Below are 21,523 nucleotides of genomic sequence, written 5' to 3' on the forward strand. Positions count from 1 at the left end.
CGACGAGCTCAGGAACGATGACGAATGACTGACGACGTACGCCCCGACCCCAACGCGGGCCACAACCACGGCAACATCGACCAGGTCGACCTCCAGGTCGAGATGCAGCGCAGCTACCTCGACTACGCGATGAGCGTCATCGTCGGGCGCGCGTTGCCCGACGTGCGCGACGGGCTCAAGCCCGTGCACCGCCGCGTGATCTACGGGATGTACGACGGCGGGTACCGGCCGGACAAGAGCTTCAACAAGTGCGCGCGCATCGTCGGCGAGGTGATGGGTCAGTACCACCCGCACGGCGACAGCGCGATCTACGACGCCCTCGTCCGGCTCGTGCAGCCGTGGTCGCTGCGGTATCCGCTCGCGGAGGGCCAGGGCAACTTCGGCTCGCCGGGCAACCAGGGCGCGGCCGCCCCGCGGTACACCGAGACGAAGATGTCGCAGCTGGCCATGGAGATGGTCCGCGACATCGACGAGGAGACCGTCGACTTCGAGGCGAACTACGACGGCAAGACGCAGGAGCCGACGGTCCTGCCCTCCCGGTTCCCGAACCTCCTCGTCAACGGGTCGGTCGGCATCGCGGTCGGCATGGCGACGAACATTCCGCCGCACAACCTGCGCGAGGTCGCCGAGGGCGCGCTGTGGGCGCTGGAGAACCCCGACGCTCCGCGCGAGGAGCTGCTCGAGGCGCTGATGAGCCGGGTGCACGGCCCCGACTTCCCGACCGGCGCGCAGATCCTCGGCACGAAGGGCATCCGCGACGCGCAGCGCACCGGGCGCGGCTCGATCACGATGCGCGCCGTCGTGAACGTGGAGGAGATCCAGGGCCGCACCTGCCTGGTGATCACGGAGCTGCCGTACCAGGTCAACCCCGACAACGTCGCGCTGAAGATCCGCGACCTCGCCCGCGACGGCCGCATCACCGGCATCGCCGACATCCGCGACGAGACCAGCGACCGCACCGGGCAGCGCCTGGTGATCGTGTTGAAGCGGGATGCCGTGGCGAAGGTCGTCCTGAACAACCTGTACAAGCACACGCAGCTGCAGGAGAACTTCGGCGCCAACATGCTGGCGATCGTCGACGGCGTGCCGCGCACGCTCGCGCTCGACGGGTTCATCACCTACTGGATCGACCACCAGATCGAGGTGATCGTCCGGCGCACGCAGTACCGGCTCAACGAGGCCGAGAAGCGCATGCACATCCTGCGCGGCTACCTCAAGGCGCTCGACGCGCTCGACGAGGTCATCGCCCTCATCCGTCGCTCGCCGACCGCGGACGACGCCCGCGAGGGTCTGAAGACGCTGCTGGAGATCGACGACGATCAGGCGAACGCCATCCTGTCGATGCAGCTGCGTCGCCTCGCGGCGCTGGAGCGCCAGAAGATCATCGACGAGGCCACCGAGCTCGAGCTGAAGATCGCCGACCTGACCGACATCCTCGCCTCGCCGGTGCGTCAGCGCACGATCATCAGCGAGGAGCTGACCGGGATCGTCGAGCGGTTCGGCGACGACCGCCGCACCCACATCCTGCACGGCTTCGACGGCGACATGTCGATGGAGGACCTGATCCCCGAAGAGGAGATGGTCATCACCGTCACCCGCGACGGGTACATCAAGCGCACCCGCAGCGACAATTACCGGTCGCAGCACCGCGGCGGCAAGGGCGTGAAGGGTGCGCAGCTGCGCGCCGACGATGTCGTCGAACACTTCTTCGTCACCACGACGCACCATTGGCTGCTGTTCTTCACGACCAAGGGCCGGGTCTACCGCTGCAAGGCGTACGAGGTGCCCGAGGCCGGGCGCGACGCGAAGGGCCAGCACGTCGCGAACCTGCTCGAGCTGCAGCCGGGTGAGGAGATCGCGCAGATCCTCGACATCCGCGACTACAAGGTGGCGCAGTACCTCGTGCTCGCGACGCGCGACGGCAAGATCAAGAAGACCGCGCTCAGCGAGTACGACACCAACCGCCAGGGCGGGATCATCGCGATCCGTCTGCGCGGGCAGGAGGATGCCGAGGGCGGCGACGAGCTGGTCAGCGCGCTGCTGGTCGACGACACCGACGACATCCTGCTCATCTCGCGCCAGGGCATGTCGCTGCGGTTCACGGCGACCGACGACTCGCTGCGTCCGATGGGCCGCTCCACCGAGGGCGTGAAGGGCATGTCCTTCCGCGAGGGCGACACGCTGCTGTCGGCCTCGGTCGCGAAGGATGAGGGCTACGTGTTCGTCGTGACCGAAGGCGGCTACGCCAAGCGGACCGCCGTCGACCAATACCGGTTGCAGGGACGCGGGGGCCTGGGCATCAAGGTGGCCAAGCTCAACGACGATCGGGGCAGTCTGGCGGGCGGTCTCATCGCCGCGGAGGACGACGAGGTCTTGGTGGTTCTTGCCAGCGGCAAGGTGGTACGCTCTGCCGTGGCCGAGGTGCCCGCCAAGGGCCGCGACACCATGGGCGTCGTGTTCGCCCGTCCCGATGACGATGACCGCATCCTCGCGATCGCCCGCAACGGCGAACGAGCCCTGCGCCACGAGCAGGAGCCGGCCGAGAACGCAGACGCCGCAGACGACCCCTCCACTGCGAGCCCCGAAGGAAGTGACACTGACGCATGAGCACGGTAGCCGACAAGCTCGCCAAGAAGTCCTCGAGCAAGACCAGCGCCAAGCAGGTGCGCCTGCGCCTGGTGTACGTGGACTTCTGGTCCGCCGTCAAGCTGTCCTTCCTCGCGGCGGTGGCCCTGGCGATCGTGACGATCGTCTCGGTGTTCCTCGTCTTCATGGTCATCAAGACGACGGGCCTGATCGGCAAGCTCGATGAGCTGTTCACGGCGTTCGACGACAACTTCACGTTGAGCACCTACATCGACCTGCCGCAGGTGATGGCGTTCGCCGCGATCGTGGCGATCCTCAACCTCATCGTCATCACGGTGCTCGGCGCCGTGGTCGCGGGGATCTACAACCTCATGGTGAAGGTGACCGGCGGACTGCTGGTCGGCTTCACGTCCAATTAGGGCTGAGCCCGAGAATCGGGTAAAGTCTACGAGGTTGCGGGGCTATAGCTCAGGCGGTTAGAGCGCTTCACTGATAATGAAGAGGTCCCAGGTTCAAGTCCTGGTAGCCCCACCAATTCCTCCCCTACAACCACATCCGGGGCCTTAGCTCAGTTGGTAGAGCGCCTGCTTTGCAAGCAGGATGTCAGGAGTTCGAATCTCCTAGGCTCCACATCACATCGATCCCCGGCCTCGGGAGGTAGCGGGATCAACCGGGCACGTCGATCGACCAGCCGATCTCGGGCGCCGCGCCGTGGATGAGGATCCACTCGACCACGGAGAGCGCGTCCGGGAGCGCGAGTGTGTCACGGTCCGCGTACTCGTCCTCCTGTCCGTTCTCGAGCAGATACCCGCCGCTCGTCCCCTGCGCGCCGTCGTCGATCGCATGCCCGGCGCTCCCGTCGGCCCCCATGAGCATGACCATGACCCGTCGGCGGTTCGTGACGAGGTGCAGCATCAGCCCGGTGTCCGACTGCAGCACCGTCGTGAGACTCCCGGCGGCCGCCCGGTCGGCCAGGAGCGTGCGGATCTCTGAGACCACGAGCGGTGAGCCGTCGACACCTGCCAGCGACCAGCTCGACGCGTGGTGCTTCTCGTCCATGTCCCCCATCCTGCCTGACCGCCGCGGACCAGCGGCCTCGGTAGGGTGGCGGGATGGACCTCCGCGTCGCGGCCTATGCCGTCATCGTCGACGACGAGGGGCGTGTGCTGCTGGCCCACTGGAACGAGGGGCGCCGCGCCGCGTGGACGCTGCCGGGCGGCGGACTCGAGCCCGGTGAGGATCCCGCCGATGCCGCGCGCCGCGAGGTCCTGGAAGAAACCGGGTTTCACGTGGAACTAGGGGATCTCCTCGGCATCCATTCCCGCGTGATCCCCGCGCGACAGCGCATCACGCCCGGCGCCGATGCTCCCCTGCACACCCTGCGCATTCTCTACCGCGCCCGCATCACCGGCGGTCGACTGCGCAACGAGGTGGGCGGCTCCACCGACCGCGCGGGCTGGTTCCCCGTCGCCGAGATCGCCGACCTGCAGCACGTGCAGCTCGTCGACATCGGGCTGGAGATGGCGGGGCTCTGATCTCGGTACGCCGCTCGTTCCTCGCGGCTACTCGATCACCGGGGTGAGGGCCGTCAGGGCGCGGCGGGCTGTGAGATGTCGGCGACGACGGCCTGGTAGGCCGTGATCAGGTCGTCGGCATCGACGAACAGGCTGTAGCCGTGCGCTCCGGCGCCCATCGCGATGCGCCGGCCGGCGATCGAGGCGTCCGCATACACGGGCCAGTCCTGCGCGCTGCCGATCGGGACGATCGTGCCCCGCTCGTATCCGGTCGCCGCGAGCGCAAGCTCCGGCTCGGGCAGTCGCAGCTTGTTCACCCCCACCAGCGCGCGCAGCTTCGGCCACGAGATCGCCCGGTCCCCCGGGATGAGCGCGAACAGGTAGCTGTCGTCGGACCGCTTGACCACGAGCGTCTTGACGATGTCGGCCGGCGTGAAACCCAGCAGTGCGGCTGCCTCGTGCAGAGAGGATGCGGCGGGCCGCTCGCGCAGCTCAATCTCGAGGCCGCGCGCGGCAGCGGCGTCGCGCACGCGCGCGAGGGCGTCAGGGATGGTCATGGCGTTTCGTCTCGCTCGTTCCTCGCTCGCTCGCTCAACGACCGGGGGTGCAACGACCGGGGGTGCAACGACCGGGCGGCGGGTCAGGCGTCGGGGGCGCGCAGCGGGTCGTCCGCGACCCAGAGCTCGTCGTCGGCGCGGAGCGTCTGCCACGCGGCGTAGAGCACACCGGCCGCAGCGGCGACACCGAGGATGATGGCGATCACGCCACCGGCGCCGATCCCCTTCTTCGCCGGGGCGGGCGCGGACACGACGAGCTTCTTCGCAGCATCCTTCCCGTACTTTTCGGCCGCCTTCTGCAGCTTCGCGATGTCGATCGAGCCGAACCCGCGGCCGGCGGCGAGAGCCTCGCGCTTCTCGTTGGCGGCATCCCACACCGACAGCGCCGAGCCGATGAGAGCGCCGGCGGCGGGCGCGACGCGCTGGTTGTAGACACGCGCGGAGGTCTGCAGACCCTGGTTCACGTACGGGGCGGCGTACTTCTCGTACGTGTGCTGCACGGTGGGAACGACCTGCTCGCGGTTGTAGTTGCCGAGCTGGCGACCGGCTTCGCGGGCGACGTGCCCGGCCTGGCCGAGCAGCACCTGCTGCGACTCCCACAGCGTCGATGCCTGCTCCTGGAGCTTGCGGAGTTCCTTCTTGCGCTTACGGCTGAGGCTCACGGTGCCCTCCCTGGGGTTCCGGCTGATGTCCGTCATCACGGCGGTACGAATATCCCCATCTTGCCAGACGGGCCCGACGGCGCGAGGGGTTGACAGGTGAGAGAATGCTAAGCATGCCGATCCATACCGCTGTTGCGACGATCCACACCAACCACGGCGACATCGTCGTGAACCTCTTCGGGGACCACGCGCCCCGCACGGTGCAGAACTTCACCGGCCTCGCCGACGGCTCGCAGGCCTGGACGCACCCCGCGACGGGCAAGCCCGGTGAGGGACCGCTCTACACCGACGTCATCTTCCACCGCATCATCCCGAACTTCATGATCCAGGGCGGCGACCCGCTCGGGCAGGGCGTGGGTGGACCGGGCTACAACTTCGACGACGAGATCCACCCGGAGCTGAACTTCAACAGCCCGTACATCCTCGCGATGGCCAACGCGGGTCTTCGCCGCAATGCCATCACCGGCAAGGCCGAGGGCACTAACGGCTCGCAGTTCTTCATCACGACCGACCCGACGCCGTGGCTGCAGGGCAAGCACACGATCTTCGGCGAGGTCGCCGATGACGCCTCGCGCGCCGTCGTGGACGAGATCGCCGCCGTGCCGACCGCGGCCGGTGACCGCCCGATCGACCCCGTCGTCATCCGTTCGATCGACGTCGTGGCGGTCTGACACCGCGTGACCGACTCCGACCTCCGCAGCAATCCGGACAACTTCTGTTACCGGCATCCGCAGCGGCAGAGTTTCGTGCTCTGCCAGCGATGCCTGCGCACGATCTGCCCGGAGTGTCAGACGCCGCTGCCGGTCGGGGTGATCTGTCCGGAGTGCCTGGCCGAGCAGCAGAAGGCCCACAAGGCGACGGTCACGCGGATGCCGCGGGGTCGCGCCGCGGGCCTCGACGGCCGGCCGGTGGTCACGTACACGCTGGTCGTCGTGACGAGCGTGTTCTCCCTCATCGGGCTGATCCCCGGAATGGGCGACGTCGTCACGTCGTGGCTGTTCTACTATCCCCCGCTCGCGTACGCGCAGCCGTGGCGACTGCTGACCGTCACCCTCGTGCACGCGAGCATCTGGCATGTCGCGCTGAACATGCTCGCGCTCTGGGCGCTGGGCCGCAGCCTTGAGCCCCTGCTCGGCCGGTGGCGGTTCCTCAGTCTGTACCTGCTGAGCGCGCTGGGCGGATCGGTGCTGGGCGCGCTGCTGGCGCCGACGACTCCGGTGGTCGGCGCGTCGGGAGCGGTGTGGGGTCTGCTGGGCGCGATGTTCGTGATCGGCCGGCACCTCGGAGCGAACGTCACCGCGATCGCGATCATCCTGGGACTGAACCTCGTGATCACATTCCTGCCGAACTCCAACATCGCTTGGCAGGCGCACATCGGCGGCGGTCTCGTCGGCGCGCTGGTCGGCCTCATCTTCGCCAAGACGCGCAAGATCCGCCAGCGCCGCACGCAGATCTGGCTGCTGGTCGCGGTGGCGGTGGGCCTGCTGGCACTGCTCGCGGTGCCGCTGGCGATCTACCGGTGAGCGTCACGCCTGACCACACGAGTTATCCACAGATTCATCCACACATGGGGATGAATCACACCGGTGTAATTCCTGTCAGAGCGGGGTCCGCCCGGGGGTGAACCGGCTCAGCGCCAGCGGGTCGTCATGAGGAAGCCGACGAAGGCGATGGCGAACCCGATGACGAGGTTCCAGCCGCCGATGCCGGGGACCGGGAGCGCCTGGTTGCTCAGGTAGAACACGATCACCCACAGCAGGCCGAGGATCATGAGGCCCAGCATGATGGGCTTGAACCACACCGGGTTGGGGGCGGACTCGCTCTCGCCGTACTCCGCGAGCTGCTCATCATCCTTGCCTGAACGTGCCATGGCGAAGATTCTACCTGGCAGCAGCGTCACAGCCGTGCTGTGGAAGAATCGCACCATGGGGGAAGTTCACCAGCGGCGCCGTGTCTCGGTGATCGGCGTCCTCGGCGAGATCCTCATCACCATCGGTGTCGTCGCCCTCCTCTACGTCGCCTGGCAGATGTGGATCGGCGACTGGATCATCGGCTCGCAGAAGCACCACGAGGCCAGCGCCCTCTCGCAGAGCTGGACGCAGCAGACCACCGCGCCGACCGAGTCCGCGACACCCACCCCGGCGCCGACGCCCACCGACACCGCCGATCCGATCGTCCCGGTGCTCGCTCAGCCCGAGCACGGCCAGCAGTTCGGCGTCATGTTCGTGCCGCGGTTCGGACCCGACTGGCAGTTCACGATCGCCGGTGGCACGACGCGCAAGGACATCCTCGACCAGGGCGAGATCGGCCACTACGTCGACACCGCCATGCCGGGCGACATCGGCAACACCGTCTACGCCGCGCACCGCTGGACCTCCGGTGCGCCCTTCGACCCGATCGACAAGCTCGTGATCGGCGACGCGATCGTCGTGCAGACCCCCGACGGCTGGTACACCTACCGGTTCCGCACCCTCGAGTACGTGCAGGACACGCAGGTCGAGGTGCTGCTGCCGGTGCCCCAGCAGGTCGGTGTCGCCGCCAACGGCCGCTACCTCACGCTGACCAGCTGCGCACCGAAGCTCAACATGCTGGAGCGCATCATCGCGTACGCCGTCTTCGACAGCTTCACACCGACCGCCGACGGGCCGCCGGCCTCGCTCACCGAAGGGGTGACCGCCTGATGTACGCCGCCCTCTGGCGCATTCTGCCCGGCCCCGCGTGGGTGCGGGTGCTGATCCTGCTCGTGCTGCTGGCCGCCGTGCTCTACGGCCTGTTCTGGTACGTCTTCCCCTGGGCGGGCCAGTTCATCAACCCGCAGGAGTCCACCGTCGGTGGCTGACGTCCTCGTCGTCGACAACCACGACAGCTTCGTCCACACGCTCGTCGGATACCTCCACGAGCTCGGCGCGACGACGATGATGATCGAGGCGGATGCCGTGGCAGACCCGGCGGCCGCGCTCGCCGGTGTCGCCGGGGTGCTCGTCTCCCCCGGACCCGGGAGGCCCGAGACGGCCGGCGCGTCCGTGGAGATCATCCGGGCCGCGGCGGGCCGCGGCATCCCGGTGCTCGGGGTATGCCTCGGGCACCAGGCGCTCGCCGTGGCGTTCGGGGCGGACGTCGCCGAGGCCCCCGAATTGCGTCACGGCACGACGTCGCAGGTGCACCACGACGGGCGCGGCCTGTTCCTCGGTCTGCCGTCGCCGTTCACGGCGACGCGGTACCACTCCCTCGCGGTGGTGCCGGCATCCGTTCCGCCCGAACTGGAGGTCACGGCGCGCACCGCGTCGGGCGTCATCATGGGGCTCGCCCACCGCACGCTGCCGCTGTGGGGCGTGCAGTTCCACCCCGAGGCGGTGCTCACCGAGGGCGGGTACCGGCTGCTCGGCACCTGGCTGGAGCGCGCCGGCGTGGCCGGCGCGGCGGCCCGTGGGGCGCGCCGCAGTCCGCTGCGGCAGCTCTAGGAGCCGGTGCAGACCGTCAGCTCGACCGTGGAGTGGATCGGCACGTCGCCCGGCGGGAGCGACTGCGCGGCCACAGTCCGATCGGCCGTCGCGGGGCAGCCGGGGTCTTCGATGACGACCGGGTTGAGCTTCAGTGCGTCGGAGGACAGCTCGCGCTGCGCCGCCTCGACGGTGTAGCCGACGACGTTGTTGAGGGCGACCTTGCCGCTGGCGACCACGAGGTTCACGGTGGTCCCCAGGGGCACCTCACTCCCCTCCGTCTGATCCGCCGACATGACGGTGCCGCCGGCGAGGTCCGGGTCGCTGCGTGTCGTGATCGCCCCGAGCGTCAGTCCTGCCTCGGCGAGGGCCGCCTCGGCATCCGTCGACGACAGTCCGGTCAGCGTCGGCACGGTGCTCATCTGCTGACCGGTGGACACGTACACCTTGATCGTCTGCCCCGGGGCGACGGTGGTGCCGGCCGACGGATCGGTGCGGATGACGTTGCCGGCCGCGATCTGGTCGCTGCTCTCCTCGAGCCGATCGGCCTGCAGGTCGTTCTTGAAGAGCTCCTCGTTGGCCCGCTCCCACGACATGTCCGTGATGTTCGGCACGATGCGGGCGTTCGGGGGCAGAGTCGGGCCGGGCCGGGCGGTCATCACCCAGATGAGCACCGAGATCAGGACGACGGCGAGCACGGCCACGCCGGCCCAGATCCACGCGACGGGCGGACCCGACTGCGTGCGTCGCATCGTCGTGTCGGTGGTCAGCTGGCGCAGCGACCGCGCGGTCTCGGCGGCCTGGCGCGGGTTCGCGCCGTACAGCTCGCTCGTCAGGGCGCCGAGCTGCTTCTTCGTCGGGGCGCGTCCCTCCAGCGTGGCATCCAGCGCCGCGCGGAACGAGGCGGCGTCCTGGTAGCGCTGGAACGGGTCCTTCGCCAGGGCGCGCAACGCCACGGCATCCAGCGATCGCGGCACGGTGTCGACGAGCTCGGACGGCGGCACCGGGGTCTCGCTGACGTGCTGGTAGGCGACCGCGACGGGCGACTCGCCGCGGAACGGCGCGCGTCCGGTGAGCAGCTCGTAGAGCACGACGCCCGCCGAATAGAGGTCGGCACGCGCGTCGACCGGCTCGCCCTTGGCCTGCTCGGGCGAGAAGTAGGCGGCGGTGCCGAGAATCGCCGTGGTCTCGGCGACGGTCGACGAGGAGTCGGACACCGCGCGCGCGATGCCGAAGTCCATGACCTTGACCTGCCCCGAGCCGGCGACCATGACGTTGCCGGGCTTGATGTCGCGATGGACGACGCCGGCGCGGTGCGAGTACTCGAGCGCCTCGAGGATGCCGTCGACGTAGCGGACGGCCTGGGTCATCGGCACCGGGCCGGACGCGATGATGTCCTTCAGCAGCGTGCCGTCGACGAGCTCCATGACGATGTACGGAACCGAGTGGGTCGTGCCGTCGGCATCCGTCTCGGTGTCTTCGCCGGCATCGAACACCCGCACGATCGTGGGGTGCGACATGCGGGAGGCCGCCTGCGCCTCGAGGCGGAACCGGGTGCGGAACGCGCTGTCGTCGGCCAGTTCGCGCTTGAGGATCTTGATCGCGACCTCGCGGCCGAGCGTGAGATCGCGCCCTCGGTAGACGCTGGCCATGCCGCCGCGGCCGATGAGTTCATCGACGCGGTAGCGATCGGACAGCACGCGTGGCTCTGCAGACACTTCACTCCCAAAGCCCTGACCAACGGGGCGGATTCGACAGCCAGCCTAACCGACCGGCCTGGGCGAGAACCCGGCGCGATCGGCGACGATCAGGGCGCGGTGTCGGGTGTCGGACTCGTCGTCTGCGTCGGAATCGGCGCCTGGCCCTCCGGTGAGGCGGCCGACTCGCGGTCGCCGCACTGCGCGGTGTACGACACGAGCACGAGCGAACCCGGCTGGGCATCGGCCTTCGCGGTGACGGTGAGGCTGCGCGGGCTCGCCGGCGCCTGGTAGGTCGTGCCGTTGTTCGCGTCGAACGTGCCGTTGATCACCGACATGTTGAACGCCGTGAGCGACGACCCCGCGGGGCACGTGAAGGCCGGCCAGGTGACCGTGAACGACGACGATCCCTGCGGGTTGTTCACCACGGTGGGGGCGCCCGGCGTGTCGATGGCGGACTGCTCGTCGTAGAAGGTCAGCGTGATCGACGTGTTCGGCTGGACGTTTCCGGCAGCGGGGTTGGTCTGGTAGATCTTCCCGACGTCGCCGGCCGTCGGCGCGGCGGTGCCGCGTTCGCAGACGACGCCGGTGAGCTCGTTCTCCTGCGCGATCGTCATCGCCTCGTCGCACGTCTTGCCGATGAAGCCGAGGCTGGTGATCGGGATGTTCGTCGGCTCAGGGGTCGGGGTGTCCGAGGGCTCGGTCGGGGTCGTGCTCGGCGTCGACGACGACGGTGCCGGCTCACCGCCGGGGTCGGCGAAGAGGGCGAACAGCGTGCCGCCGAGGACGAGCAGCAGGATCGCGATGAGCGCGACCAGCGGCCACGTCCAGGGACTTCGCTTCTTCTTCTCGGGGGCGGGCTCCTCGGCATCCGCGGCGGGCGCGGCCTGCGGCAGGATGCGCGTGGCCTCGGCGGTGCCGAGAGCACCCGGGGTGAGCAGCTGCGTGACTTCGTCGACGGGCACGCTGCCGGCGATCGCCGGCACGATGGAGGCGGCCCCCGCAACGTCGCCGCGGCGCAGGGCGGTCGCCGCGCGCGCCACCGCGGAGGCGGTGGCCGGGCGGTCCTCGGGCTTCTTCGCGATCATGCTCATCACGAAGTTGCGCACCGGCTCGGCGATCGTCGCCGGCAGCGCCGGCGGAGTGTCGTTGATCTGCGCCATCGCGATCGCGACCTGCGATTCGCCCGTGAAGGGGCGCTTGCCGGCCAGGCACTCGTACGCGACGATGCCGAGCGAGTAGATGTCGGTGGCGGGGGATGCCGGGTGACCGGACGCCTGCTCGGGCGAGAGGTACTGCACGGTCCCCATGACCTGCCCGGTCGCCGTCAGCGGCACCTGGTCGGCGATGCGGGCGATGCCGAAGTCGGTGATCTTGACACGGCCGTCGGGGGTGATGAGGAGGTTCCCGGGCTTGATGTCGCGGTGGACGAGGCCGGCCGCGTGCGCGGCCTGCAGCGCGGCGGCGGTCTGCGCGACGATGTCGAGCGTCTTGTCGGTCGACAGCGACCCCTCGCGCTCGAGGATCGTGGACAGCGCCTCACCGGGGACGAGCTCCATGACGAGGAAGGCGGAGCCGTTCTCCTCGCCGTAGTCGAAGACGCTCGCGATGCCCTCGTGGTTGACGAGTGCGGCGTGGCGGGCCTCGGCGCGGAAGCGCTCCAGGAACCCCGGGTCGCCCATGTACTCGTCCTTGAGGATCTTGATCGCCACGGTGCGGCCGATCACGTGATCGGTGGCCTCCCAGACCTCGCCCATGCCGCCGATCGCGATTCGCGAGTCGAGTTCATAGCGCCCGCCGAAGCTCACACCCTGTGTCGGTCTCATCTGCTCAGCACCGCCTCAATGACTTTCTTCGCGATCGGGGCCGCGATTCCGTTGCTCGTGCCGTGCTGGCCGAGTCCTCCGCCGTTCTCCACCATGACGGCGACGACGACCTGCGGGTCATCCGCGGGCGCGAATCCGGTGAACCACAGCGTGTACGGATCCGAAGGACCGTGCTCCGCGGTACCGGTCTTCCCAGCCACGTCGACCCCGTCTATTCTTGCACCGCTCGCCGCGCCGTCACTGACATTGGCGACCATGAGAGAGGTCATCGTCGCGGCATCCGCCGTGCTCAGCGCACGACCGAACTCGCTGTCCTCGAAGGTCTGCTGCACCGTCAGGTCGGGGGCGACCACGCGGTCGACCAGTCGCGGGTTCATCACGACGCCGTCGTTGGCGATGCCGGCGGCGACCATCGCGATCTGCAGGGGCGTGGCCTGCACATCGCCCTGCCCGAAGCCGGTGAGAGCGACCTTGTCGTCGGAGAGCTGCCCGGTCGGGTACACCGAGGGCGTGACGGCCAGCGGGATGTCGAACCCGGAGTTGAAGCCGTACTTCTCCGCCTCGGTGCGGATGGCGTCCTCGCCGAGGGCCACGGCCAGCTGGGCCATCGGGATGTTGCAGCTGAGGCGCAGCGCCGTCGCGATGGTGACCTCGTCGCCCGGTCCGCACGTGCCGCCGTCGAAGTTGCTGATCGAGGTCGACGTGCCGGGCAGCGTGTAGCGGGCGGGATTGGGGAAGGTCGAGTCGGGGGTGAACTTCCCCGAGGAGAGCGCGGCCGAGGTCACGACGAGCTTGAACGTCGACCCCGGCGGGTTGAGGTTGCCCTCGATCGCGCGGTTCCACAGCGGGTTCAGGGCGTTCGCGACGAGCTCGTCGTAGGTCGCGTTGACCTGCGCGGCGTTGTGCATGGCGAGCGTGTTCGGGTCGTAGCTGGGGCTCGTCACCATCGCGAGGATGCGGCCGGTCTTCGGCTCCATGGCGACCACCGCCCCCTCGTAGTCGCCGAGGGCGTCGAAGGCCACTTTCTGCAGTGCCGGGTCGAGGGTCACCAGGACGTTGGACCCCCGCGCCGGCTGCCCCGTGATGATGCGCTCGACCCTCGCGAGGAACTGCGAGCTCGCCGTGCCGGACAGCTCACGGTTCATCGCCCGCTCCAGCCCCGTCGCGGACTGCAGGAGCGGATTGAGGAAGCCGGTCACCGGCGCCCACATCGTGGCATCCGCGTACTGCCGCTGCCAGCTGTAGATGTCGTCGCTCGGCACCGACGTGGCGATCACCTCGTCACCGGCGATGATCGATCCGCGCTGCACCTCGAACGAGTCGTAGAGGGCGCGCTTGTTGTGCGGGTTCTCGCCGAGATCGCCGGCCTGGACGACCTGGATCCAGCTCGTGGCGCCGAACAGCGCGATGAACATCGCCAGCATGATGAAGCTGAGGCGGCGGAGCTCTTTGGTCATGCGGTCACCCCCCTCATCCGATCACCACGCGGGGCCTCGAGCGGACGGCGTCGGAGATGCGCAGCAGCAGGGCGACGATGATCCAGTTCGCCACGAGCGACGAACCACCCGCGGCGAGGAACGGCGTCGTCAGCCCCGTCAGCGGGATGACGCGCGTGACACCGCCGACCATGATGAACACCTGCAGCGCGATCGTGAACGACAGTCCCGTCGCCAGCAGCTTTCCGAAATCGTCCTGGCCGGCGATGCCGATGCGCACACCGCGGCTGGCGAAGACCATGTAGAGGCAGAGGATCGCGAAGACGCCGATGAGGCCGAGCTCTTCGCCGAGACTCGGGAAGATGTAGTCGCTCTGCGACAGGGGGGTCAGTCCCGGGCGGCCGCGGCCGAGTCCGGTGCCGATGAGTCCGCCGTGCGCGAGGCCGAAGATGCCGCTGGCCAGCTGCATGCTGGAGCCGTCGATGGTGTCGGGGTTGAAGGTGTCGAGCCAGTTCGTGAACCGGGCGCGCACATACGGCAGGATCTGCGTCGCCACCGCGACACCGACCGCCGCCAGCGAGAGCCCCAGGAAAACCCAGCTGGTTTTGCCGGTGGCCGTGTAGAGCATGGCGATGAACATGCCGAAGATGAGCATGCCGGTGCCGAGGTCGCGCTGCAGCACGATGATGCCGAGGGACGCGAACCAGATGAGCAGCAGCGGGCCGAGGTCGCGCGCGCGCGGCCAGGTGATCCCGAGGAACCGCCGGCCCACCGAGCTGAGCGCCTCGCGCGTGCGCACGAGGTAGCCGGCGAAGAAGATCGCGAGGCAGATCTTCGCGAGCTCGCCGGGCTGGAAGGAGAAGATGCCGCCGATGGAGATCCACACGTCGGCGCCGGCCTCGACGCCCAGGCCCGGCACGAACGGCAGGAGCAGCAGGACGACACCCGCCAGGCCCGAGACGTAGGTGTAGCGGAACAGCACGCGATAGTTGCGCAGCGCCAGCACGAGGGCGACGGCGCCGGCCAGCGCGATGCCGAGCCACACCAGCTGCCGGGTCGACAGCGCCTCCCATCCCGAGATGCTGCGGCCGATGTCGATGCGGTAGATCATCGCGAGGCCCAGGCCCGAGAGCACGGTCGCAATGGGCACGACGAACGGGTCGGCCTGCGGGGCGCGATAGCGCAGCACGATGTGGAGGCCGAGGACGAGGGCGGTCAGCGCACCGCAGTAGTACAGGAACGTCCAGTCGATGTGGCCGAGGGCGCCGAGCTGCACGAGGGCGACTGCGGCGCCGTTGATGAGGAACGCGAACAGCAGCAGGCCGAGCTCACGGTTGCGCTGTGTCTGCGGCATCCGGAGTCTGCGCAGTGCCTTCACGACGGTGGTGTCGGCCCGGCCGGTGTCGACGGCGGTCATGGCGTGTCCTCCACGGTCTCGCGGAGGGTCTCCACGATCGCCTCGGCGTCGGCCAGCGACCGCGCCGAGATCGTCGAGGTGACCGCCAGCCGCTGATAGAAGGGCAGGTCGGAGAGCAGGATGCCGGTGTCTTCGTGCACCGACGAGAGCGGGATCGGGCCGAGATCCTGCTGGATCCCGCGGTAGATGACCACGGAGTCGTCGTCGGCGCCGACGAAGTAGCGCGACTGGGTCCAGCTGTACGCGCCGAACATCGCGCCCGCCAGGGCGGCGAGGATGACGACGAACCCGACGACCCACCAGATGCGCCGGCGGCGGGCGCGGCGGCGATCCTCCTCGATGAGCTCTTCGAGGAACTCGGCGGCCGGCTCGAAGTGGGTCGGTTCGTTCGCCGCCTGCCGGGCGGGGTGCAGCCAGCTGGTGCGGCCGGGCCGGGCGGCGGGCACGTCGATGCCCTGCGGGTTGGATGCCGAGCCGACGATCGTCGGGGTGCCGCTGAACATCGGGTGGCTGCCGCCGACGTCGACGATGACGACGGTGACGTTGTCGGGGGCGCCGGCGTCGAGCGCCTGCTTGAGCAGCAGGTCGGCGGTGCGGCCCGGCGGGAGCTTCTGCCCCAGCACCTTGCTGGTGTGGGCGTCGTCGACGACGCCCGAGAGGCCGTCGGAGCACAGCAGCCAGCGGTCACCCGGCTGGGTCGGCATGATGAACGTGTCGATCTCGGGATCGGGGTCCATGTCGCCGAGCACGCGCATGAGCACGGAGCGGCGCGGGTGGTAGCGGGCCTCTTCGGGGGTGATACGACCTGACTCCACGAGGCGTTGCACGAAGGTGTGGTCGGTCGTGATCTGGGTGAGCGCGTCGTCGCGGTACAGATAGATGCGCGAGTCGCCGATGTGCGCGATGACGGCGTAGTCGTCGACCATGATGAGGCCGCTGACGGTGGTGCCCATGCCGGCGAGCTCGGGTCGGCGGGCGACGGTGTCGATGAGGACGGATGCCGTGGATCCGATGGCGTCCTGCAGCGCGCGCTCGGCCTCGCCCGTCGACGCGAAGGGCTGGTCGAGCTCTTTCAGGCGGTGCACGGCGAGGCTCGAGGCGACGTCACCGCCGGCATGGCCGCCCATGCCGTCGGCGACGACGAACAGGTTCGAGCCGGCGTAGCCCGAGTCCTGGTTGTTGGAGCGCACCTTTCCCGTGTGGGAGATCGCGACGCTCGATCCCTCGAAGACCATGCGGCGCCGGCTACTTCCTCAACTCGAAGGTCGTCGCGCCGACCTTGATGGGGGCGCCGATGCGCACGGGCACCGGGGTGCTGACGCGGTGGCCGTCGTGCCAGGTGCCGTTGGTCGAGTCGAGGTCCTGGATCATCCACTGGTCGCCCCATAGGAGCAGCCGGGCGTGGTGGCTGGAGGTGTAGTCGTCGCGGATGACGAGTCCCGACTCGCTGGAGCGGCCGATCGTGAGGGCGTCGGTGCCGAGCGGAAGTTCGAGCCCCGCCTTGGGGCCGCTCGTGATGACGATGCGCGAGACGGCGTCTCGCGTCGCCTTCTGCGGGCTGGAGGGGGCCGGGGCGCTGGCCGCGGCGGGAGCGATGGGAGCCGTGGCCGCCTGCGCGGGCGGGGGTGCGGCGGCCGGGGCTGTCGCCGGTGCCGGGTCGGGGAGCTTGCGCACCTTCACGCCGAACAGATCGGCGCGGAGGGAGTAGACGATGGCGAAGACGAAGAACCACAGCAGGATCAGGAAGCCGATCTGCAGAAGCAGCAGGGTCAGTTCGCTCGTCACCGGGCGCCCTCCTCGAAGCGGGGACCGTCGAACCCGAAGGCGCGGGTGGCGTCGGAGGCCGAGACGCTCGGGCGGGGCGGCGTGGCTTGGGCGATGACGCGGAAGACGATCTCGGTGCGCCCGATCTTGATGACGGAGTCGGGCGGCAGGGGGGCTTCGGAGACCTTGCGGCCGTCGAGCTCGGTGCCGTTGGTGGAGCCGAGGTCGCGGACCATGGCGCGCTCGCCGTCCCACAGGATCTCGACGTGACGGCGGCTCGTCCCGGCATCCGCGATCGTGATGTCGGCGTCGCTGCCGCGGCCGATGACGGTGCGGCCCTTCGCGAGCGGATGCCGGGCGCCGGCGATGTCGACGACGCCGCGCCAGGCCACCTGCCCGGCCGCGGTCTGCGAGTCGACGCGCAGGGTGCCCGTGGAGAGTTGTTCGTCGGTGGCGAGGGAGACGGTGACGGGTCCGGCGAAGCTGAAGCCCTGCGCCTTGGCGTGCTTCTGGACGAGAGTGAGCAGCTCGTCGTCGAGCGTCGAGCCCAGCGAGCGCATGCGCTCGGCATCCGCCGGAGCCAGGCGCACCTCGAACGCGTTGGGCGCGAGGATGCGATCACGGCTGACGACGGCGGCCTTGGCATCGAGCTCGCTGCGCAGGGCGGCGGCGATCTCGACCGGTTGAATGCCGCTGCGGAAGGACTTCGCGAACGCGCTGTTGACCGCGCGCTCGAGTCCCTTCTCGAAGCTGTCCAGTAGTCCCACGGGGCTCCTCATGCTCGGGGGCCGGTGGGTACATGCTAGTTGTACAGCCTGAGCGAGGACGGAAACCCCGGCCGCAGCTCGGATTCGGGCCCACGCGTGGGCCGTGATATCCTCGGGAAGTTGAGTCCGTGGGATCTTCGGATGCCGCGGCTCGCGCGAGTGGCGGAATAGGCAGACGCGCTGGCTTCAGGTGCCAGTGCCCGAAAGGGCGTGGGGGTTCAACTCCCCCCTCGCGCACAGTGTGTGATGTCTCAGGACATCGTGAACGGATGAACCCCCGGTTTCGGGGGTTCATCCGTTTTGTCGTTGGCGAGGAGTGAGCGCGGCGTCGCGGAACGCCCTGCGCCTCAGGTGGTGGAGCGGCGGCGGAGCCGACGGTCGAATTCATCGAGATCGACGGGGATGAAGCGCAGCTGAATCAGGTGAACGACGGCTGCGAGTGCCAGTACGCCGTAACGTGTTGTTGTGCAGCCGGATCCATTCCCCGGCCTCGGGCGGGCTCTCGCTCGTCAACCCGTCCCCCGACCTAGTGTCGTACGCCAGTAATTCGTTGTCTATCTCTTAGAATGGGGTATGGCACGAGTTGGGCGTCCGAAAGCTGATCTGGTCCTGAGTGACGAGGAGCGTGTGCAGCTGGTCCGCTGGGCTCGGCGGCGGAAGTCGTCGCAGGCTCTGGCGTTGCGCTCGCGGATCGTTCTGGAGAGCGCGACGGGCGCCGCGAACACGGTGGTGGCCGAGCGGCTCGGGGTCAGCCGCCCCACGGTCGGCAAATGGAGAGCGCGATTCCTGGAGCATCGCCTGGACGGGCTCGTGGATGATCCGCGGCCCGGCCGGCCTGCGACGGTGACCGCCGAGCAGGTGGAGGACGTGGTCGTGGCGACGCTGGAATCCACGCCTGCCAACGCGACGCATTGGTCCCGGTCGAAAATGGCAGAGCGCAGCGGGCTGTCCGCGTCGACGATCGGGAGGATCTGGAAGGCATTCGGTCTCAAGCCCCACCGTGCGGACGGGTTCAAGCTGTCCAACGATCCGCTGTTCGTGGAGAAGGTCTACGACATCGTCGGCCTTTACCTGGACCCACCAGAGTCTGCGGTCGTGCTCAGCGTGGACGAGAAGTCCCAGGTGCAGGCGCTGTCCCGCTCGCAGCCGGCGTTCCCGATGATGCCGGGCATGCCCGAGAAGCGCACCCATGACTACTTCCGGCACGGCACCACGAGCCTGTTCGCGGCGATGAACATCGCTGACGGCACGGTGATCGCGTCCACCCATCGGCGGCACCGGGCAGCGGAGTTCAAGAAGTTCCTGGCCAAGATCGATCAGAACGTGCCGGAGCATCTGGACGTGCATGTGATCTGCGACAACTACGGCACCCACAAGCACCCGACCGTGAATACCTGGCTGGCAGCCCACCCACGATTTCACATGCACTTCACCCCGACATACTCGTCCTGGATCAACCAGGTCGAGCGGCTGTTCGCCGAGGTCACCCGCGACCTGCTGCAACGCTCCGACCACCGATCCGTGCAAGCGCTCGAGAGGGACCTCCGAGAGTGGGTCAAGGCATGGAACGAGAACCCGAAGCCCTTCATCTGGACCAAGACCGCAGACCAGATACTCGAATCCCTCGGACGACTATTGCAACGAATTAACGGCGGAGGACACTAGAAGGGCGGCGGATCCTCGGGGATCCGGTATCCGCTGGGGCTCGTCCAGATGATGCGCCCCGTGGCGGGGTCGCGTTCGCTCTGCCACAGGGTCTCGTCTTTGATCGGGTGATGCGGGCCGTCGAGAGGCTCCCCGTTGCCGACGGAGGTCGTGCCCCCGTCCGACCACCGTTTTCGGTGGTCGTAATCGCAGTCGTCGGCGGGTCTCGAGCAGCCCGGGAACACGCACGTCGGATGCAGGGTGCGCAGAAGTCTCCGCATGTCGGCCGGCACCCTGTACATACGGCGGTCGACGTCGACGACCGTGCCGGTCACCGGATGCGTCAGCACCCTGATCCACGACGTCGCCGCGCCGGCGAGTTCCTTCGCGGTCTCGAGCGGAATCGGGCCGTACCCGTCGAGCGTCGCGGGCTCGTCACCCTGGCCGAGAAGCGTCAGGGCGGGGATCGTGATCCGCACGGTCGCCCGCACACGCGATGCCTTCCCCCGCTTGCCCGTCGCGCCGACGTCGATCGGCTGGGCGAGGAGCAGATCGGCGAACACGTCCGCCCGGATCTGCGCAAGGGTGCGCGTCTCATCGGCCAGGCCGTAGAGGTGCCGGGCGCGCTGCTCGAGATCGGCGTCGATCGCGTGCGCCTGCTCCGCCGGGAGCAGTGCGCTGAGCAGCGCCATCCCGTCGAAGTCGGGAGTGAGGTCGACCTGCCGATCCTTCGCGGCACGCGTGTGGCGTTCGCGGAGCGACTCGGGGTGCACGCGCTCGCGGACAGCGCGGGCGCGCACCCGGAATCGACCCGGCACCGCGGTCGTCGCTGGCGCGACGACCGCGGCATCGAACGCCGCCCACGCCTCCGGATCGTCGGCGGGGAGCGAGCCGGCGACCTCGGCCGCGATCATCATGTTCTGCTCGGACACCTCACCGGCCAGACACGCCGCCCACACGCCCGGGGTGCGCTCGCTGAGCGTCTGTGCGCGGTAGGCGCGGCGACGCACCTGGTTGTCGGTCAGCTGCACCCTCGCCCCGGTGTCGGCGGCTGCGGAGCGGACGGCGAGGCCCCGCCGATACGCCCGCACGTCGGCGTTCGACCACCCCCGCGGGTCCTGCCACAGCGGATCCACCGTCGGGTCGGGGCCCACCCACGGCGTCGGATCGGCCGCAGCAGGTGGCTCGTCCATTCCATCGGGCGCCACGGCGCCGTCGGGCAGCAGCCACGGATCGATGTCCGACGCCCAGGGGCCCTCCGCGCCGCACAGCGACGCTTCGGTGACGGCACTCCAGTACGCCTCGGTGAAGGCCGGGTCGTTCCAGACCTCGGCATCCGCCGACCCGTCGTGGAAAGTGACCTTCATATCACACACGATAAGGAGGGCCCCCGACATCGCGACGGGCGGATCGGTCGTTCACTCGGGCACGTCGGCGAAGTAGTCCGCGGCGGCACCGTCGGGGAAAAGTCGGATGGTCTCGCCGGCGTAGAGCTCACCCGAATCACGACGGTTGATCATCGCCAGATGAATATTGTCGATGCAGAACCGCTCACCGATGCCCGTGAAGGTGTCGCCGGGTGCAACGACGTACTCGGTGAGGTCGTCGTTGGCCGTGCCGGTCGCATGCTCCTTGGCGCCCGCATCCACGTGAGAGCCCGTGATGGCCCACTGCCATTCACCGCCATCGACCTTGGACGCGCCAAAGCGCATGGGCGCGGTGCAGCCGAGCCGATCGAGCAGCGGCAGCGCTCCGCCCGTCGCGACGGGACCCCGGCTGCCGCCGTCGGCGACCGCGCTCGGTCGCGTCGGCGACGTCAGGTCTTCGGGCGCATCGGTCGGTGATGTCCCGACGCACGAGACCAGCGGTGCAATGAGGACGAGACCGACCGCCGCACCGATCAGGTTGCGGAAGGCGGTGCGCATGTCCGCATGGTAGCACCCGCCGCCCTCACGCCCGCGGGGCGATGCTCCCGGCATCCGTCCCCGCGGGAAGGTCGTCGTACTCGACCTCGTCGATGCGGTTGCCGTACCGGTCGTGGGTCTGCAGCACCGGCTCGATGCGGTTCGCCGCGACCGCGTCGGAGTGGAAGGATGCCGTGCCCACGCGCTGTCCGGTCAGGTGCAGCTGATGGTGCGCCCCGTTACTTTCTTCGTGGCCGCTCGGTGAGCATGCTGGGTGGTGACGGCCTGCCGGGCCCGGCATGATTGCTG

At 69.0% G+C, this 21,523-nt stretch carries 22 protein-coding genes, 3 tRNA genes and 1 pseudogene; 12 read left to right on the forward strand and 14 right to left on the reverse strand.

The genetic code is table 11. The features are described 5' to 3' along the window. Positions 1 to 24 precede the first annotated feature (24 nt). The 4 genes from gyrA (at position 25) to ACPYN4_RS13960 (ending at position 3,216) form a co-directional block, all read left to right on the forward strand. Positions 25 to 2,607 (forward strand): DNA gyrase subunit A, encoded by a 2,583-nt coding sequence (gyrA, locus tag ACPYN4_RS13945; protein ID WP_424446693.1) that lies wholly within the window; start codon positions 25 to 27, stop codon positions 2,605 to 2,607. Then, on the forward strand, positions 2,604 to 3,005 hold the full coding sequence (locus tag ACPYN4_RS13950) for a DUF3566 domain-containing protein (protein ID WP_076692004.1): 402 nt from the start codon (positions 2,604 to 2,606) through the stop codon (positions 3,003 to 3,005). Before gyrA ends, ACPYN4_RS13950 begins: the two co-directional genes overlap by 4 nt. Before the next feature lie 38 nt (positions 3,006 to 3,043). Further along, positions 3,044 to 3,120, forward strand: a tRNA-Ile gene (locus tag ACPYN4_RS13955). 23 nt (positions 3,121 to 3,143) lie between these two features. Then, a tRNA-Ala gene (locus tag ACPYN4_RS13960) sits at positions 3,144 to 3,216 on the forward strand. A gap of 36 nt (positions 3,217 to 3,252) precedes the next feature. On the opposite strand, the gene ACPYN4_RS13965 is transcribed toward ACPYN4_RS13960, so the two are convergent. Continuing rightward, on the reverse strand, positions 3,253 to 3,645 hold the full coding sequence (locus ACPYN4_RS13965) for a hypothetical protein (RefSeq protein ID WP_424446694.1): 393 nt from the start codon (positions 3,643 to 3,645) through the stop codon (positions 3,253 to 3,255). A gap of 53 nt (positions 3,646 to 3,698) precedes the next feature. On the opposite strand from ACPYN4_RS13965, the gene ACPYN4_RS13970 reads away from it, so the two are divergent. Then, complete coding sequence (locus ACPYN4_RS13970) at positions 3,699 to 4,121, forward strand: NUDIX hydrolase (protein WP_076692002.1); 423 nt, start codon at positions 3,699 to 3,701, stop codon at positions 4,119 to 4,121. 53 nt (positions 4,122 to 4,174) lie between these two features. On the opposite strand, the gene ACPYN4_RS13975 is transcribed toward ACPYN4_RS13970, so the two are convergent. Together ACPYN4_RS13975 and ACPYN4_RS13980 are read right to left on the reverse strand one after the other, a co-directional pair. After that, complete coding sequence (locus ACPYN4_RS13975) at positions 4,175 to 4,657, reverse strand: aminoacyl-tRNA deacylase (RefSeq protein WP_424446695.1); 483 nt, start codon at positions 4,655 to 4,657, stop codon at positions 4,175 to 4,177. Positions 4,658 to 4,740: 83 nt separating this feature from the next. Further along, a complete protein-coding gene (locus ACPYN4_RS13980; RefSeq protein WP_287270358.1) occupies positions 4,741 to 5,319 on the reverse strand; it encodes a DNA helicase in 579 nt (192 codons plus the stop codon). 113 nt (positions 5,320 to 5,432) lie between these two features. On the opposite strand from ACPYN4_RS13980, the gene ACPYN4_RS13985 reads away from it, so the two are divergent. Continuing rightward, the gene (locus ACPYN4_RS13985) at positions 5,433 to 5,990 is read left to right on the forward strand and encodes a peptidylprolyl isomerase (protein ID WP_076692000.1); all 558 of its coding nucleotides are present in this window, start codon (positions 5,433 to 5,435) and stop codon (positions 5,988 to 5,990) included. Positions 5,991 to 5,996: 6 nt separating this feature from the next. Continuing rightward, entirely contained in the window at positions 5,997 to 6,842 is an 846-nt protein-coding gene (locus tag ACPYN4_RS13990; RefSeq protein ID WP_424446696.1) for a rhomboid family intramembrane serine protease, read from the forward strand. A gap of 107 nt (positions 6,843 to 6,949) precedes the next feature. On the opposite strand, the gene ACPYN4_RS13995 is transcribed toward ACPYN4_RS13990, so the two are convergent. Beyond that, entirely contained in the window at positions 6,950 to 7,189 is a 240-nt protein-coding gene (locus ACPYN4_RS13995) for a cell division protein CrgA (protein ID WP_281652850.1), read from the reverse strand. A 55-nt stretch (positions 7,190 to 7,244) separates the two neighbouring features. On the opposite strand from ACPYN4_RS13995, the gene ACPYN4_RS14000 reads away from it, so the two are divergent. The 3 genes from ACPYN4_RS14000 to ACPYN4_RS14010 are packed head-to-tail and all read left to right on the forward strand — an operon-like array spanning position 7,245 to position 8,780. After that, positions 7,245 to 8,000: a class E sortase gene (locus tag ACPYN4_RS14000; protein WP_424446697.1), complete on the forward strand. Its 756-nt coding sequence runs from the start codon at positions 7,245 to 7,247 to the stop codon at positions 7,998 to 8,000. Beyond that, positions 8,000 to 8,158: a hypothetical protein gene (locus tag ACPYN4_RS14005; protein WP_198159096.1), complete on the forward strand. Its 159-nt coding sequence runs from the start codon at positions 8,000 to 8,002 to the stop codon at positions 8,156 to 8,158. Before ACPYN4_RS14000 ends, ACPYN4_RS14005 begins: the two co-directional genes overlap by 1 nt. After that, a complete protein-coding gene (locus tag ACPYN4_RS14010) occupies positions 8,151 to 8,780 on the forward strand; it encodes an anthranilate synthase component II (RefSeq protein ID WP_424446698.1) in 630 nt (209 codons plus the stop codon). The genes ACPYN4_RS14005 and ACPYN4_RS14010 overlap by 8 nt, the downstream gene beginning before the upstream one ends. Here the strand turns inward: ACPYN4_RS14010 and pknB are convergent. The 7 genes from pknB to ACPYN4_RS14045 form a co-directional block, all read right to left on the reverse strand. Beyond that, on the reverse strand, positions 8,777 to 10,477 hold the full coding sequence (pknB, locus tag ACPYN4_RS14015; protein ID WP_424446699.1) for a Stk1 family PASTA domain-containing Ser/Thr kinase: 1,701 nt from the start codon (positions 10,475 to 10,477) through the stop codon (positions 8,777 to 8,779). The two genes, ACPYN4_RS14010 and pknB, sit on opposite strands and share 4 nt — an antisense overlap. Positions 10,478 to 10,566: 89 nt before the next feature. Continuing rightward, complete coding sequence (locus ACPYN4_RS14020; RefSeq protein WP_287270349.1) at positions 10,567 to 12,282, reverse strand: serine/threonine-protein kinase; 1,716 nt, start codon at positions 12,280 to 12,282, stop codon at positions 10,567 to 10,569. Continuing rightward, positions 12,279 to 13,739 (reverse strand): peptidoglycan D,D-transpeptidase FtsI family protein, encoded by a 1,461-nt coding sequence (locus ACPYN4_RS14025; protein WP_287270346.1) that lies wholly within the window; start codon positions 13,737 to 13,739, stop codon positions 12,279 to 12,281. Before ACPYN4_RS14025 ends, ACPYN4_RS14020 begins: the two co-directional genes overlap by 4 nt. 13 nt (positions 13,740 to 13,752) lie before the next feature. Then, the gene (locus ACPYN4_RS14030) at positions 13,753 to 15,135 is read right to left on the reverse strand and encodes an FtsW/RodA/SpoVE family cell cycle protein (RefSeq protein WP_424446700.1); all 1,383 of its coding nucleotides are present in this window, start codon (positions 15,133 to 15,135) and stop codon (positions 13,753 to 13,755) included. Then, positions 15,132 to 16,370, reverse strand: coding sequence for a PP2C family protein-serine/threonine phosphatase (locus tag ACPYN4_RS14035; RefSeq protein WP_424446701.1), 1,239 nt, complete (start codon positions 16,368 to 16,370; stop codon positions 15,132 to 15,134). Before ACPYN4_RS14035 ends, ACPYN4_RS14030 begins: the two co-directional genes overlap by 4 nt. A gap of 10 nt (positions 16,371 to 16,380) precedes the next feature. Beyond that, positions 16,381 to 16,920, reverse strand: coding sequence for an FHA domain-containing protein FhaB/FipA (locus tag ACPYN4_RS14040; RefSeq protein WP_424446702.1), 540 nt, complete (start codon positions 16,918 to 16,920; stop codon positions 16,381 to 16,383). Further along, complete coding sequence (locus ACPYN4_RS14045; RefSeq protein WP_424446703.1) at positions 16,917 to 17,666, reverse strand: FhaA domain-containing protein; 750 nt, start codon at positions 17,664 to 17,666, stop codon at positions 16,917 to 16,919. The genes ACPYN4_RS14040 and ACPYN4_RS14045 overlap by 4 nt, the downstream gene beginning before the upstream one ends. 153 nt (positions 17,667 to 17,819) lie before the next feature. Here ACPYN4_RS14045 and ACPYN4_RS14050 point away from each other — a divergent pair. Both ACPYN4_RS14050 and ACPYN4_RS14055 read left to right on the forward strand, forming a co-directional pair. Further along, positions 17,820 to 17,903, forward strand: a tRNA-Leu gene (locus ACPYN4_RS14050). Between the two features lie 336 nt (positions 17,904 to 18,239). Beyond that, positions 18,240 to 19,331: an IS630 family transposase gene (locus ACPYN4_RS14055; RefSeq protein WP_196325460.1), complete on the forward strand. Its 1,092-nt coding sequence runs from the start codon at positions 18,240 to 18,242 to the stop codon at positions 19,329 to 19,331. On the opposite strand, the gene ACPYN4_RS14060 is transcribed toward ACPYN4_RS14055, so the two are convergent. The 3 genes and pseudogenes from ACPYN4_RS14060 to ACPYN4_RS14070 form a co-directional block, all read right to left on the reverse strand. After that, on the reverse strand, positions 19,328 to 20,677 hold the full coding sequence (locus ACPYN4_RS14060) for a DUF222 domain-containing protein (protein ID WP_424446704.1): 1,350 nt from the start codon (positions 20,675 to 20,677) through the stop codon (positions 19,328 to 19,330). The two genes, ACPYN4_RS14055 and ACPYN4_RS14060, sit on opposite strands and share 4 nt — an antisense overlap. A 51-nt stretch (positions 20,678 to 20,728) precedes the next feature. Further along, entirely contained in the window at positions 20,729 to 21,235 is a 507-nt protein-coding gene (locus ACPYN4_RS14065) for a hypothetical protein (RefSeq protein ID WP_424446705.1), read from the reverse strand. A gap of 25 nt (positions 21,236 to 21,260) precedes the next feature. Continuing rightward, a pseudogene (locus tag ACPYN4_RS14070) lies at positions 21,261 to 21,523 on the reverse strand (hypothetical protein); the annotation flags it as partial.

Origin of the sequence: Microbacterium sp. CH-015 (genome assembly GCF_049707015.1) — a bacterium.
GTDB classification, from domain to species: Bacteria; Actinomycetota; Actinomycetes; order Actinomycetales; family Microbacteriaceae; genus Microbacterium; species Microbacterium aurum.

Excerpts from the sequence above, each read along its gene's own strand:
- gyrA (WP_424446693.1), top strand. The coding sequence starts at position 25 with ATGACTGACGACGTACGCCCCGACCCCAACGCGGGCCACAACCACGGC.
- ACPYN4_RS13950 (WP_076692004.1), top strand. The coding sequence starts at position 2,604 with ATGAGCACGGTAGCCGACAAGCTCGCCAAGAAGTCCTCGAGCAAGACC.
- ACPYN4_RS13965 (WP_424446694.1), bottom strand. The coding sequence starts at position 3,645 with ATGGACGAGAAGCACCACGCGTCGAGCTGGTCGCTGGCAGGTGTCGAC.
- ACPYN4_RS13970 (WP_076692002.1), top strand. The coding sequence starts at position 3,699 with ATGGACCTCCGCGTCGCGGCCTATGCCGTCATCGTCGACGACGAGGGG.
- ACPYN4_RS13975 (WP_424446695.1), bottom strand. The coding sequence starts at position 4,657 with ATGACCATCCCTGACGCCCTCGCGCGCGTGCGCGACGCCGCTGCCGCG.
- ACPYN4_RS13985 (WP_076692000.1), top strand. The coding sequence starts at position 5,433 with ATGCCGATCCATACCGCTGTTGCGACGATCCACACCAACCACGGCGAC.
- ACPYN4_RS13995 (WP_281652850.1), bottom strand. The coding sequence starts at position 7,189 with ATGGCACGTTCAGGCAAGGATGATGAGCAGCTCGCGGAGTACGGCGAG.
- ACPYN4_RS14000 (WP_424446697.1), top strand. The coding sequence starts at position 7,245 with ATGGGGGAAGTTCACCAGCGGCGCCGTGTCTCGGTGATCGGCGTCCTC.
- ACPYN4_RS14005 (WP_198159096.1), top strand. The coding sequence starts at position 8,000 with ATGTACGCCGCCCTCTGGCGCATTCTGCCCGGCCCCGCGTGGGTGCGG.
- ACPYN4_RS14020 (WP_287270349.1), bottom strand. The coding sequence starts at position 12,282 with ATGAGACCGACACAGGGTGTGAGCTTCGGCGGGCGCTATGAACTCGAC.
- ACPYN4_RS14025 (WP_287270346.1), bottom strand. The coding sequence starts at position 13,739 with ATGACCAAAGAGCTCCGCCGCCTCAGCTTCATCATGCTGGCGATGTTC.
- ACPYN4_RS14030 (WP_424446700.1), bottom strand. The coding sequence starts at position 15,135 with ATGACCGCCGTCGACACCGGCCGGGCCGACACCACCGTCGTGAAGGCA.
- ACPYN4_RS14035 (WP_424446701.1), bottom strand. The coding sequence starts at position 16,370 with ATGGTCTTCGAGGGATCGAGCGTCGCGATCTCCCACACGGGAAAGGTG.
- ACPYN4_RS14055 (WP_196325460.1), top strand. The coding sequence starts at position 18,240 with ATGGCACGAGTTGGGCGTCCGAAAGCTGATCTGGTCCTGAGTGACGAG.
- ACPYN4_RS14060 (WP_424446704.1), bottom strand. The coding sequence starts at position 20,677 with ATGAAGGTCACTTTCCACGACGGGTCGGCGGATGCCGAGGTCTGGAAC.
- ACPYN4_RS14065 (WP_424446705.1), bottom strand. The coding sequence starts at position 21,235 with ATGCGCACCGCCTTCCGCAACCTGATCGGTGCGGCGGTCGGTCTCGTC.